We start from the raw sequence: 12498 nt of genomic DNA on the forward strand, positions 1-12498 counted from the left end.
TATCGGTCGGGGCCTGCGATTGTCGTTGATCCAGTTGTCAGTTCACCAAGCGTCGAGGGTGTCGAGGATCTGGCCTCGGGCCTTCCACAATTCCGCACCCCAGTACGGCCACGAATGCGTGCCGTTGGCCGGGAAGCTGTACGTTGCCGGAATTCCCAGCGAGTTCATGCGCAACTGGAATGCGCGTGAGTTCATCAAGGCCAGTGCTTCGAGGCCGATTGCACTACCGGTGTTTACGAAGTCGACGGGACGACGCGGTTGATCGAACTGCCCGGGTAGGCCGCTCGCAGCGGATATGTACAGCGAGAGCCCAGCCAGTTCGGGTGCAAACACGAAGGGATCGTTGCGGAGCCAAGCGGGGTTCCACGGCGGTCCCCACATTGCATCGACATTGAAGGACCCGGCGCTGACCATGGCCACCCGGATCGCCTCACGCATGCCTGGAGCTGAGATGTTGAGGTATCCCGAGAGCGAACCGGCGAACTTGAACTGATCGCGGTGGTAGGCGGCTAGCGTCAGTGCCGCGCTGCCACCCATGGACAGTCCGAGCACGCCGTTGTTGGTTCGGGAGACGCCGCGCGATTCCAGATAGGCGGGAAGTTCCTGGGTGAGGAAGGTTTCCCATTTGTACGTGACCGGCTGGCGATTCAAATTGCTGTTCGCATACCAGTCGGAGTAAAAGCTGGACTGCCCGCCGACCGGCATGACCAGCGTGACGTTGTCGCCGCGATACTGCTCGAGAGCGTTGGTCTCGAAACTCCATGCGTTTCGGTCGTCGCGTGCTCGTAGGCCATCGAGAAGATAGAGCGCCGCGTTGCCGCCGCGCGAAGCCCACTGGATCTGAACCTTGATCGGTCCCATCGACGAGTCTACGAACACTTCCTCGTAGCCACCGGCCGGGGCGGTACGCGCGGGCGCTGCGGTCGCTACCGATCCGCTGATCAGGCCTGCGGTCAGGGGGAGTGCGAGTGCTGTCGCTGCGAGGCCCAGGATCCGACGCTTGATTCGTTTCGAAATACGGTTTCTCGAAAGATCCGGGTTCGAAATATCTGGGTTCTTCGCCAAATCTGTGTGAGCCTCGTGCATGTATCACTCCCGCCCCAAAGGTGCTTGCACACCGAAATCCGACCGAGCCCCCCGAGGCGCGGAATTCCTTATGACACTAAGTGGTCTGTATTGACCTCGACGGCACCGTTACCGGTTCGTTATCAAACTGGTCCGATTTACCGTAATGCCGTCAGGCGTCGTCGACCGGAGGTTGTGCCACGATTTGCCAACCTCCACGAATCAGGTGTTCACGTACCCGAGCGACGTCCGATTCGTGCGGAATATCGTCGGTGACCTTGGTGATGAGGACGCCGATGTCGATCGGATCGACCGAACCGGGAAAGTCGATCGGATCGACCGGAAGCGGAAAGCCGGCGACGAGATCGTCAGCAAGAACGGCGATCTCGTCGTCGGACAGTTGTCGCCGGAGCAGGGCCATCAAAGGGACGTAGTCCTGCTCCGGCACACCGTTCGGATACCCGGCACGCAGCCAGCCGAGTATCGAAGCCAGAAGTGGTGGAAGACTCAACGAATCGAGCTTCAGTGGTTGTCGAGATCAGCGAGGGGCCACCCGGCGGCAGCAAGGACGGAGGCAACGCGCGCGATGTCCTCGTCCGAGGGAGTCTGGCTCGTCAGATCGGCGATCTGAGCGCTGATCTCGTCGCTCGAGATCACCTGGTCGCTGTTGACGTCGCTCAGTTCTGCGAGTGCAGCGCCGATGGCAATGTCTCGAATTTGCGCGTCCGAGAGTTTGCGTCGTAGCAATGCGACCAGCGGAATGCGGTCCTTGGGCGGTATGCCTTCGGGGTAGCCGGCGCGAAGCCAGTCAAGAATGGATTGAGGAAGGGATGGAGTCGGTGCAGTCACGGTGATGTCTTTCCGCTCGTGAGGGCGCACGGGATCAGAAGATCTCGATGCCGAATGTGTGGCTGAGGAAGCCCTGCATGATGAAGAGGATTCCGGTGACGATCGCGATGAGCACGACCGCGAAGCACACCACTGCGCCTGCCACGGCCAACGGACTGCGAGCCGCGACGGCAGTGCTCCCGCCGCCACTGCCACGTTGTCCGGCGTCGAGCGACTTCAGGCCGATTGCGAAGATCGCCGGTAGTCCGGCGCCCAGCAGGAGGCCGACCAGTACGACCTGCCAGAGCGAGTCGACGGTGTTTTTCAAGATATCCATGTCGATTCCCTCTTTCAGGCTTTGGCGTCGGTGGTGACGCGGGCGTCCGGACCGGGGACCTCTGCAGGCACCAGGCCGCCGTCCCACTCGGCGTTGACGTTGCTCGGATCGATGGGCTCCTTGCGGGAGCGCAGGTACATCCAGCCGGCCAACGCGATGAGCACGGCGAAGACGACCAGGACACCGGGCAGGCCGCCGACGATGTCGGCCAGTCCCCAGCACAGAGCGCCGACGATTGCAGCGGACGGAAGAGTGATCAACCAGGCGACCGCCATACGTCCGGCTACGCCCCAACGAACTTCGGCGCCCTTGCGTCCCAGACCGGTTCCCATGATGGAACCCGTCGCCACATGGGTGGTGGAGAGCGGAAGGCCGAGGTGGCTGGAGGTGAGAATGATTGCAGCAGAGGATGCTTCGGCTGCCATGCCTTGTGGTGCGGCAATCTCGACAAGTCCCTTGCCGAGAGTGCGGATGACTCGCCAACCGCCGAGGTAGGTTCCGGCAGCGATCGCGAGCGCACAGGTGAGCTTGACCCAGAACGGCATGTCCGCGTCGGCGGAAATGGTTCCGTGGGCGACCAGGGCGAGGAAGATGACGCCCATGGTCTTCTGAGCGTCGTTGGTGCCGTGTGCGAGGGAAACGAGTGAAGCCGAACCGATCTGGCCGAGTCGGAAACCTTTGTCCTTGGTTTCTTCTCCGACGTTGGAGGTGATGCGGTAGATGAGCCAGGTGCCGGCCGCGGCAACCAAGCCGGCCACGACGGGCGCGAGAACTGCGGGGATGACAACCTTGCTGAGGACGCCGCTCCAGGCGACACCGCTCATTCCGAGGGACGCGATTGCGGCGCCGATCAGTCCGCCGAACAGCGCGTGTGAGGAACTCGAGGGGATGCCGAGCAACCACGTTGCCAGGTTCCAGATGATGCCGCCGACAAGGCCGGCGAAGACGATGGTGAGCAGCGCTTGGCCACCCACATTTCCGAGGTTCACCACACCCTTGGCCACAGTGGCAGCAACCTCTACCGAGAGGAAAGCTCCGACCAGGTTCAAGGAAGCAGACAGAGCGACTGCCACCTTGGGCTTGAGGGCGCCGGTTGCAATCGACGTGGCCATAGCGTTGCCAGTGTCATGAAAACCGTTGGTGAAGTCGAACCCCAGAGCGGTTACGACGACGACGAGGAGAACGATGAGTTCCGCATTCACGAGAAGTCATGTTCCAACACCTCCGGGCCTCAAATCGACCTCAGACGTGGTCGTTCCGCGACATTTCCACCACTCGGCACCTGTTGTTCACCTTCGTCCGGATAATTGTCCGTTTTGAAACGCCTGAGGCAGAGAAAATTCATTCGTGTGCATGGTCGTGGAGTTCGTGGAGGCATACGCTCGTCTCATGTCCCTGGGCGAAGAGAAGACGATCTCGGTCACCACATTCCGTAAGAGCGGTGACGGCGTAGCCACGCCGACGTGGGTCGTGCCTCTGCCTGACGGACGTATCGGCTTCTGGACTTCCTCGAAGTCGGGTAAGGCCAAGCGTCTGCGAAACAACCCACGCGTCACCGTAGTGCCGTGCAACAACCGCGGAAAGGTTGCCGACGGTGCGTCGCCGGTCACCGGGACCGCTCAGTTGGTGAGCGGTGGAGCTGAATTCGACGAGATCCGCAGCAAAGTCAAAGCGAAATACGTTGTGATGGTGCCTATTTCGAAATTCTTCAACACCCTCGGTCACATCGGTAATGGTCCGTTCCCGTACGGCGACACCGGCGTGATCATTTCCGTCGATGCGTAGTCGGGATTGCGTAGCGGAGTAGTCTGAAGGTATGGAACCCACGACCGGGCACCTCTGCCTGACGGTTCCACGAATCCTCCGTCAAGGAGCCTCGTCATGGCGCACATCAGCACTCTCGACTATGCAATGGAAGCGCCGCAGCGCCATGTCGGGCAACCTTTCCCGTCGCCGACGCGGACTCCGCGATTCCTGCTTCGTGGGCAAGGTGCCGTCAAGGCATCGGTTGACGGCGCGTGGTTCCCGTGGACCACGAACGTCACGGCGGAGCTTCACGATCTGATATCCGCACTTTCGCTGAGGTTGGGGCCGATCGCGCGGGTTGCGTTCGACTGGAACACGATCAGCAGCGCGCAGCGTCGTATCGACGAGGTCGACGGACTGGAAGTGCGGGGTCCGTACCCTGGCCAGCCCCACGATTTGATGTATCTCGACGACATCTATGGTCGTCAACTCGTTCTGATGATGATTCCGCCGTACACGGATCCGGACCGCGCGTACGAGATCATGCGGCGGTTGGTTGATCCTGGCCGCAGCGAAACCTATCGGGTGCAGTGAGATTTTTCTGACGTGCGGGGGTCGAATCTCTCAATTACTGAACATGCGTCCAGTTTGTCTGGTTTGATGGTTCTCGTAACCACGATCTCAGGCGCATTCCTTCAGGTCAGCGCTTGGGCGCGGCAGCTTGACTCCCTGCCGTGTCGTCGGTCCGGCACGTCCACCACCCTCCCGCTGTGCGTGAGCGCCGGACCGAAGGAAGCCCCACCCTCCCCACGGGGGTGGGGCTTCTACTTTGTTCCGGTGCAGGGGTCCGCGCCCGAGCCCAAGGTGATGATCCGTCTGCCGTTCGCTCTGACGTATTTGCAGCCGTCACACATCGGACCTGACGATGACCTGATCGACCTCGGTGCCGTGCGGCAAGCGGTGTTGGACACAGCCCGATCGTTGCACCCGGGAGCGGCTATAGAAGGGGGTGAATCGGTCTTCCGTCGAGTACCCCGTCAGCAGGGTGTCGGGATCAGTTGGCTCGTCGGGATCGACAGGGAGACGACCACTTTCGTGTCTGCTGTCACGGGTATCGGCAACGAGGTGATCGTTTACGAACTACCAGAAGATGGCAGCGCCACCTTCGTGTTCGACGAGTGATGCCCGATCCGCTGGGGCCGCCGGGGTGTGTGGCCCAAGCGCACAACACCGATAGGTCGTCACACTGGTACACACAGTCATGACGGAAAACGAGGAGCCTGAGGCAGTGAGCACAACGAGTACAGCGGATACGTTGTTGTCGGGGCCACGCGGACGGCGGATGCTGCTTGACTACGTGATGGATGCCGAACGGATCCGGCGACCCGAGCCACATGACGACTCGTTTGGTTCCGCGGTTTTTCTGGCCTCCTATCACCTCGACCCCGACCGAGACTCGAGCGTATTGTTCGGCCCCGGCGCAGACGAAGCGCGGCAGACCGTCGTCACTGCCGACGATGTAGCGCACCGCCTGTCCGAAGTACCGCTTCCCGAGGTGACCGAGGTTGCACTCCGTTCGGCCCTCGCCGCAGCGACGGACACAGCGCGCTACTGGCAGGACCCCGACGGTGAAGACATCCTCGTCACAACCGAGCCGGTACGGCATGAGCTTCGACGAGTCGCCGAGCACATCGCACGATCCCAACACTTGCAGTGGTGGACGACCGCGCTCGCCGAGACCGACCAATGGGTGATAGTGAGCCGGGACGACGACAGCCCCGATACCTTTGAGTCGACGGCTGCAGAACTCCTGAGCGACTGGCATGAGCACACTCTCGCAGCGGAAGCGCGAGCCGCTGATCGTCCGACCGATCCGAAGGCGAACTGGTCCGGTTACTGGTGGTCGAATCCGTCTGTTCGGTGTTCGACACGGGCACTGTTCGACGGGACCCCGGCAGAATTGTGGTTCGTCGAAGACAGCATGGGTTGGAAACGCATCGCCGTGCGACAAGTCGACGCACCCGCCGGCGCTCGCATATACGAGATCGACGGCGCGCAGGCGTGGGCGGAACTCTGCAGACGGTTCCCCCTCGAGGTCACCGCGGATAAACGACACGACTGGTACCGGACCACCGGACGATCAGGGCGCTGGGTCATCCCCAACTGGCAGCTCGTCGCTGAGAGCTACACGGGCGTGCATCTCACCGTTATGGGATACCTGGCCGCGGCGGGAACCGCGATCGGAGTCGACGACGAGACGGCGAGCGTCATCGCCGGGTGGGCGCCCGACGCAACATGCTGGCTCACTGACCCCGACCGCATCGGCGACGAATCCCGTACCTGGGTGCTCGACGACAGCCGCGAACACCCCGACTGGGTCGAAGAAACGCAACAATGAGTGACAGCCAATCGTGTTCGCTGTGCAATGTCCACTCGGTGAGCATCGCGGAGTGCAAGTCGAGACGGGTAACCCCACCTACGCGGACGAGGTGAGGGGCTGTGTCCGCTCTGGTCCTTGGTCACGGTTGAGTGCTTCTATCAATTTGGCAATGCCAACAGCCGCCTCGTCCTCAGCACCGATATCGGGCGTGCTCGGTTACAGTGCCGTGCATGAGCGGGACAGACTGGTGCAGTCGGCTGTGTGGCGTCGTGGATGTCAGCGATGAGTGACGATTCGCCGGCAGGTCACCGTTCATCATTTCGACGCTTTCTCACGGCCGCGGTGATCAGTTCGGCCGGCTCGTCGGTGACAGCTGTGGCGATGCCCATTTTGGTAGTGCAGCTTTTGGACGCGACGCCGTTCGAAGTGGGTGTGGTGAACGCGGCTCAGTTGATCCCGTATGCGGTGCTCGGGTTGGTCGCGGGGGTCTACGTCGATCGGTGGCGGCGCAAGCCAATTCTCGTGTGGGCGAGCGTCGGTCGGGCAGTTGTGCTCGGTGCCGTCCCGCTTCTGTGGCTCGCCGGGCTTCTGCACGTCTGGGTTCTGGTCATCGTGTTGCTGTTGTTCGGCTCCTTCTCGGTGTTCGGCTTCGCTGCGATGCAGTCCTTGTTGCCCCGGCTGGTTCCACGCAGTCAACTGGTGAAAGCAAACGCTCGACTCGACCAAGCCGACGCAGCGGCAACGACATTGGGGCCAACGGTCGGAGGCACACTCGTAGGCCTGCTCGGCGCTCCCGTGGTGATTGCCGTCGACGCAATCAGCTATTTCGCTGATGCCGCACTCAATTTCGGGCTCGACGTAGACGAGCCTCGATCCGTTACTCGCTCCCGAAACCTGATGAACGAAGTGCGTGAGGGTCTGAGATTCACGTATCGCCACCGCACTCTCAACCCGCTCGCGATATCGACACACGTGTGGTTCCTTGCCAACGGAGCTGCGTTGACTGTGCTGTCGCTGTTCGCTCTCCGCTCGCTCGGGTTCAGCGCCTACACATACGGTTTGCTGCTGACGACGTTCGGTGTCGCAAGCCTCCTCGGCACATCTTGCGCTCACGCGCTCGGCACGCGCATCGGATCAGGACGAGCAGTCATCCTCGCCCGCACGGTATACCCCGTCACCTGGCTTCTCGTGGCCTTCGCGACGGACACAGGTGTCGGCCATGTACTGCTCTTCGCAGCACTGGGCCTGCAAGGGTTGGCAGCGGGCGCGGAGAACGCGAACGAGATGGGCTATTGGCAAACACTCACCCCCGATGAGCTTCTCGGGCGTGTGAATGCCGCCCGACGCTCCGTCAACCGCACCATGGCTGCGCTCGGCGCAGTGATAGCAGGTCTGCTGGTCGGCGCGATCGGTGAACGCCTAACCCTGCTCGGCGTCGTTGTTGTGTTCGCTATCGCTGCAGCCACATTGGGGTTCTCTCCGATACGACATCCGGCGCGCGAACTCTGACCTCGAGACGCGCACCAGCCACGCCTGCCCTCAGCTCGTTTTCGGTCGTAGTCGGCACGGGAGATCGGATCCTTGAGAGCAGCGAACGCTGAAAGATACTTGGCGCGTTTGAGTCTGGCGTTGCCGCTGTGTTGTCGGTGCTCACCTTTGACGGACGTTCCGGAGCGATGTGTGCGAGGTGCGACCCCGGCGTAAACGGCGAGCGCCCCTGCGTCGCGGAACGACCGATGTCGGTGATCTCGATGAGCATCGTCACACCGGTCCGTATGCCCACGCCCGGTAGCGACGTCAAGATCGGACCAGCCGGGTATTCGGCCAGGGTTGCTCTCAGCGCGCGGCCAGGTCGCGGCGGCGAACCCGGCCGGTCCACCGAACTTCGCGAGCAATCCTGGTCCGACCGGGCGGTGCATCTGCGCGCCGATCGCGCGTCCGTGGCGGATTCACCGACAACAGCATCGACCGCAGGCGGTTGATCAACCGGTTTTCGTCGACCGCCAGATCGGCGTCGAATTCGGACAGCACGCGTGGACCCTCGACAAGGTCGCAGGCCTTTCCGATCGGCAACAGCGTATCGGGGAGTGTGCGGGCGGCATCGACGATGATGAAAGCATCTTTCGCGTCGGTCTTTCCGTTGCCGGGTACAGGTCCGCGAAACGCTGTATCCGCAGCCCTGGCAGGTAGGTCGACTACCCGCACTTCGCTACCGGCCTCGGCACAGAAAACTACTGGATCCGGTAGCCGTGCCCGGAGCAGAACTGCGCAGTGGAGAGAGATGTTCCCGGCTACGTGGTGGCCTGCTTTTCCTCGGGGGTGTCGTCGGTTCGGCTACGATTTCCGGTAATCCGGTCTCGGTACTGGATGAGGTGCGGGTCGCCGAGTTGTTGCGGCCAGAGTTGGATGTGGAGTCGTATCTGCGGTTGGGACTCCGGTGTCCGGTAGGCGTCCCAGTGCTCAGTCCGTCCCCGAGCTAACACTCGCACTCGGCACGGGCCTGGCCTCGGATGGGGAATTGGATTCGATACCTCGCCTGAGAATCCGTCGAAGCAGAGTGCGTCGCTCTTGATGGTGAACGAACACTCCGCGATGTCCTCCCACACTTTGAATAGCGAATCCGTGAGCGGAGGGGCTGGTGTTTCGGTGGAGGTGACTGTCACGCGTACGAGCCCGCGTCCACCGGTGTGGATGACGAGTCGGCCTGGTCCGCCGGTGACGAATTGGGGTTCGGTGGGAAACCAACCCGGCGCAAGTGGTTCGTAGTCATCCGGTGATCGCAGGACGATCGTGTTGTAGAAGGAGTCCACTTCGATTGCGAACGGATCGGGCATCTATTGCTCCTCCTGCACCCAAGTTGGCATCGGTCGAATGTATACCCGATGTAATTCCGCTCAGTTGCGGCTGGGACGTGTGTGGCAGACACATTCGATCGGACCGAAACAAGTCCACCCGCCCCGCAGAAGCGGGACGGGTGGACTCGGTACTCGCAGGTCTGACTTACGTCAGGATGCGGATCACACGTCGTAGTAGAGCTCGAACTCGTACGGGTGCGGACGCAGGTTGACCGGAGCGATTTCCTGCTCGCGCTTGAGCGAGATCCAGGTCTCGATAAGGTCGGTGGTGAAGACGCCACCCTCGGTCAGGTACTCGTGATCGGCTTCGAGGCGGTTGATGACCGTCTCGAGGCTGGTCGGAGCCTGCGGGATGTTGCGAGCCTCCTCCGGGGGAAGCTCGTAGAGGTCCTTGTCGACCGGAGCCATCGGCTCGATCTTGTTCTTGATGCCGTCCAGGCCGGCCATCATCTGTGCAGCGAAGTTGAGGTACGGATTACCCGAGGAGTCGGGTGCGCGGAACTCGAGACGCTTTGCCTTCGGGTTGTTGCCCGTGATCGGGATACGGACAGCTGCCGAGCGGTTGCGCTGGCTGTACACGAGGTTGATGGGGGCTTCGTAGCCCGGCACCAGACGGTGGTACGAGTTGATCGTCGGGTTGGTGAAGGCCAACAGCGACGGAGCGTGGTGCAGGATGCCGCCGATGTAGTGGCGAGCCATGTCCGAGAGGCCTGCGTAGCCGGACTCGTCGTGGAAGAGGGGCTTGCCGTCCTTCCACAGGGACTGGTGGACGTGCATGCCCGAGCCGTTGTCACCGAAGAGCGGCTTCGGCATGAAGGTCGCGGACTTGCCGTGCTGCCAGCAGGTGTTCTTGACGATGTACTTGAACAACTGCAGGTCGTCAGCAGCTGCGAGCAGCGTGTTGAACTTGTAGTTGATCTCCTGCTGTCCGCCGGTGCCGACCTCGTGGTGGCCGCGCTCGAGCTCGAAGCCCGCGTTGGTCAGGTTGGTGGAGATTTCGTCGCGCAGGTCCACGTAGTGGTCGTACGGAGCGACGGGGAAGTAGCCACCCTTGGCGCGAACCTTGTAGCCGAGGTTCGGGGAGCCGTCGGCGTTGGTCTCTGCGCCGGTGTTCCAGGAACCGGAGATGGAATCCAATTCGTAGAAAGCGGAGTTCATGCCGGAGTCGTAGCGAACCGAGTCGAAGATGTAGAACTCGGCCTCGGCGCCGAAGAATGCGGTGTCCGCGATGCCGGTGCTGACCAAGTACTCCTCGGCCTTGCGGGCAACGTTGCGCGGGTCGCGGCTGTAGGACTCACGGGTGAACGGGTCGTGCACGAAGAAGTTGATGTTGAGGGTCTTCGCCTTGCGGAAGGGGTCGATCTGCGCCGTGGTGACGTCGGGAAGCAACATCATGTCGGACTCGTGGATCGACTGGAATCCGCGGACCGAAGATCCGTCGAATGCGAGGCCGTCCTCGAACACGTCCTGGTTGAAAGCAGACGCCGGGATCGAGAAGTGCTGCTGGACGCCGGGCAGGTCGCTGAACCGAATGTCGACGTACTCGATGTTCTCGTCCGCGATGTACTTGATGACCTCTTCGGCCGTGGTGAACGCCACGCTTGTGCTCCTTAAGTCGCTTCAGCCAAGTGATGTCGGTTGAATCCGTCGAGGCAGACGGTAGGGAGCTGGTGTTGCCCGCTCGTCAACCCTTTGTTTCGGCAGTGTTACGCGTCGCAGCATCCTGGGGATTTCCGAAGTCCATGTGACCGGCCACACAGTTAAAACCCGGCAAATCTGGACTACGGTGCTGCGACGCCTATCCTGGACAGCATGGCACGTATCACCGGAACTTGGCTCTCTGGGCCGCAAGCAGCTTTGCCGAAGAGCGCGGACGGCCGTGAGCAGTCGTACCGTGGCGAGCTCCTCGGTTTCCCTCAGAAGGGTCCGGGTTCGCTGGTCGGTTCGGGCCGTCGTATCGCGGCACTGTTGGTGGATTGGGTGATGGCTGTGGGAGTGGCCTCGCTCATCACCGGCGACTTCTTCGACGGTATGACCTCGACTGTCACGCTGATGGTGTGGTTCGCAGTCGGCGTCGTCACGGTGGCGCTGTTCAACTTCACACCGGGGCAGTTCGTCCTCGGACTTCAGGTTGCACGAATCGAAGGCCCGATTCGAGTGGGCTTCGTGCGCGCGCTCGGACGTCAGGCACTGCTTGTGTTCGTGATTCCCGCGACCATCACCGACATCGACGGTCGCGGTATGCAGGACCGCGCGACCGGCACTTTGCTCGTGAAATCGCGCTGACACAAATTTCTCGAAGTAAAGAAAGACCCGGGTCCGTGTGGGCCCGGGTCTTTCGTTTTGCTGTGGGGGAGTGTCAGCGACGACGAATGGTTCGCTGCATTCCCTTCATCTTCGCGCCTCCGGGCATCGGGCCCTTGGGAAGCGCTGCTCCGCCGCCGCGTGCGCTCAGTGCAGCGAGGCGACCTTCGATGTTGTCCATGCGCTTGGTGTCGATGTTGCGGGGCAACTTGTTCAAGTAGCGCTGGAGCTGCGAGAGCGGAACCTGGCCCTCGTCGTTGCCGATGATGATGTCGTAGATCGGGGTGTCGCCGATGAGGCGGGCGGTCTTCTTCTTCTCCTGCGCGAGGAGGCCCTTGACGCGTTGCGGCGAACCTTCGGCGACGAGGATGACACCCGGCCGTCCGACGACGCGGTGAACGGCATCGAGTTGGGTAGTGCCGGCGACGGCATTCGTGACGCGCCACGCACCCTGCATGTTGTCGAGCGCCCACGCAGCGGCACCGGCTTGACCTTCAGCCTTCTTGTACACCGATTTCTGGACGCGACGACCGAAGATGATGAAGGCGCCGAGGAGACCGAGAACGATGCCGATCGGCAGCAGGAACCACTGAAGGCCCCAGATGAGGCCGACCAGGAAGAAGACCAGAGCCGCACCGACGAGGGTGCCGATCATCAGCGGCAGGAGGAGCTTGTCGTCCTTGCGCTGCATCTGGAATGCCTGCCAGAGCTGAGTTCTACGTTCCTTGGAAGCCTGCTTGCGGGCAGCCTTCGCTGCAGCCTTTGCCTCTTTGGTGGGTTTGCCCTTACCGGATTTGCTGCCGTTCGCCATGTACTCAGGATACGTCCATTGCTGTGCGCCTTTACTAACCGCCCGCGGTTAATAAAGGCGCACAGCAAAAAGTGGATCAGCGATTCAGGCGCGCCATGAGTGAGCTGGCTTCCTGGGAAGCGTCGCCGCCCTCGGTCAGATGACGCTGCGCCTCGGGAAGTTCGCGGCCATG

15 protein-coding genes and 1 pseudogene are annotated in these 12498 nt (G+C 61.9%); 6 read left to right on the forward strand and 10 right to left on the reverse strand.

Annotation, left to right across the window (positions count from 1 at the left end; translation table 11 throughout):
* Nucleotides 1–42: 42 nt before the first annotated feature.
* From PCS43_RS17690 to PCS43_RS17710, 5 genes are all read right to left on the reverse strand, one after another.
* On the reverse strand, nucleotides 43–1086 hold the full coding sequence (locus PCS43_RS17690) for an alpha/beta hydrolase (RefSeq protein WP_178377298.1): 1044 nt from the start codon (nucleotides 1084–1086) through the stop codon (nucleotides 43–45).
* Between the two features lie 151 nt (nucleotides 1087–1237).
* Nucleotides 1238–1576 carry a DUF3349 domain-containing protein gene (locus PCS43_RS17695; RefSeq protein WP_007735437.1) on the reverse strand — a complete coding sequence of 113 codons (339 nt, stop codon included), beginning with the start codon at nucleotides 1574–1576 and terminating at the stop codon, nucleotides 1238–1240.
* An 11-nt stretch (nucleotides 1577–1587) separates the two neighbouring features.
* Complete coding sequence (locus tag PCS43_RS17700) at nucleotides 1588–1914, reverse strand: DUF3349 domain-containing protein (RefSeq protein WP_003941653.1); 327 nt, start codon at nucleotides 1912–1914, stop codon at nucleotides 1588–1590.
* Nucleotides 1915–1948: 34 nt separating this feature from the next.
* Nucleotides 1949–2230, reverse strand: a complete 282-nt coding sequence (locus PCS43_RS17705; protein WP_003941641.1) for a hypothetical protein — start codon at nucleotides 2228–2230, stop codon at nucleotides 1949–1951.
* Between the two features lie 14 nt (nucleotides 2231–2244).
* The gene (locus tag PCS43_RS17710) at nucleotides 2245–3432 is read right to left on the reverse strand and encodes an inorganic phosphate transporter (protein WP_007735433.1); all 1188 of its coding nucleotides are present in this window, start codon (nucleotides 3430–3432) and stop codon (nucleotides 2245–2247) included.
* Between the two features lie 187 nt (nucleotides 3433–3619).
* Here PCS43_RS17710 and PCS43_RS17715 point away from each other — a divergent pair, with 187 nt between their 5' ends.
* The 5 genes from PCS43_RS17715 (at nucleotide 3620) to PCS43_RS17735 (ending at nucleotide 7865) form a co-directional block, all read left to right on the forward strand.
* Entirely contained in the window at nucleotides 3620–4015 is a 396-nt protein-coding gene (locus tag PCS43_RS17715; RefSeq protein ID WP_245361458.1) for a PPOX class F420-dependent oxidoreductase, read from the forward strand.
* Between the two features lie 96 nt (nucleotides 4016–4111).
* Nucleotides 4112–4570 carry a DUF5994 family protein gene (locus tag PCS43_RS17720; RefSeq protein ID WP_003941615.1) on the forward strand — a complete coding sequence of 153 codons (459 nt, stop codon included), beginning with the start codon at nucleotides 4112–4114 and terminating at the stop codon, nucleotides 4568–4570.
* 180 nt (nucleotides 4571–4750) lie between these two features.
* The gene (locus PCS43_RS17725; RefSeq protein WP_125051374.1) at nucleotides 4751–5158 is read left to right on the forward strand and encodes a hypothetical protein; all 408 of its coding nucleotides are present in this window, start codon (nucleotides 4751–4753) and stop codon (nucleotides 5156–5158) included.
* A 160-nt stretch (nucleotides 5159–5318) separates the two neighbouring features.
* Nucleotides 5319–6374, forward strand: a complete 1056-nt coding sequence (locus tag PCS43_RS17730; RefSeq protein ID WP_073512204.1) for a hypothetical protein — start codon at nucleotides 5319–5321, stop codon at nucleotides 6372–6374.
* 264 nt (nucleotides 6375–6638) lie between these two features.
* A complete protein-coding gene (locus PCS43_RS17735; protein WP_143173040.1) occupies nucleotides 6639–7865 on the forward strand; it encodes an MFS transporter in 1227 nt (408 codons plus the stop codon).
* A 59-nt stretch (nucleotides 7866–7924) separates the two neighbouring features.
* Here PCS43_RS17735 and PCS43_RS33465 read toward each other — a convergent pair.
* The 4 genes and pseudogenes from PCS43_RS33465 to glnA all read right to left on the reverse strand — a co-directional run.
* Nucleotides 7925–8275: pseudogene (locus PCS43_RS33465) on the reverse strand (transposase); the annotation flags it as partial.
* Nucleotides 8193–8561 carry an IS110 family transposase gene (locus PCS43_RS17740; RefSeq protein WP_073512207.1) on the reverse strand — a complete coding sequence of 123 codons (369 nt, stop codon included), beginning with the start codon at nucleotides 8559–8561 and terminating at the stop codon, nucleotides 8193–8195. The pseudogene PCS43_RS33465 and the gene PCS43_RS17740, both read right to left, overlap by 83 nt.
* Before the next feature lie 86 nt (nucleotides 8562–8647).
* Nucleotides 8648–9190, reverse strand: a complete 543-nt coding sequence (locus PCS43_RS17745) for a hypothetical protein (RefSeq protein WP_073512208.1) — start codon at nucleotides 9188–9190, stop codon at nucleotides 8648–8650.
* Between the two features lie 183 nt (nucleotides 9191–9373).
* The gene (gene glnA / locus PCS43_RS17750) at nucleotides 9374–10810 is read right to left on the reverse strand and encodes a type I glutamate--ammonia ligase (RefSeq protein ID WP_003941609.1); all 1437 of its coding nucleotides are present in this window, start codon (nucleotides 10808–10810) and stop codon (nucleotides 9374–9376) included.
* 213 nt (nucleotides 10811–11023) lie between these two features.
* Here glnA and PCS43_RS17755 point away from each other — a divergent pair, with 213 nt between their 5' ends.
* On the forward strand, nucleotides 11024–11497 hold the full coding sequence (locus PCS43_RS17755) for an RDD family protein (protein WP_209908928.1): 474 nt from the start codon (nucleotides 11024–11026) through the stop codon (nucleotides 11495–11497).
* Nucleotides 11498–11570: 73 nt separating this feature from the next.
* Here the strand turns inward: PCS43_RS17755 and PCS43_RS17760 are convergent, their stop codons facing one another.
* Complete coding sequence (locus PCS43_RS17760; protein WP_003941625.1) at nucleotides 11571–12326, reverse strand: DUF4191 domain-containing protein; 756 nt, start codon at nucleotides 12324–12326, stop codon at nucleotides 11571–11573.
* Nucleotides 12327–12498: the final 172 nt, after the last annotated feature.

The organism is Rhodococcus sp. C-2 (assembly GCF_027854095.1).
In the GTDB taxonomy this organism is placed as follows: Bacteria; Actinomycetota; Actinomycetes; order Mycobacteriales; family Mycobacteriaceae; genus Rhodococcus_F; species Rhodococcus_F qingshengii.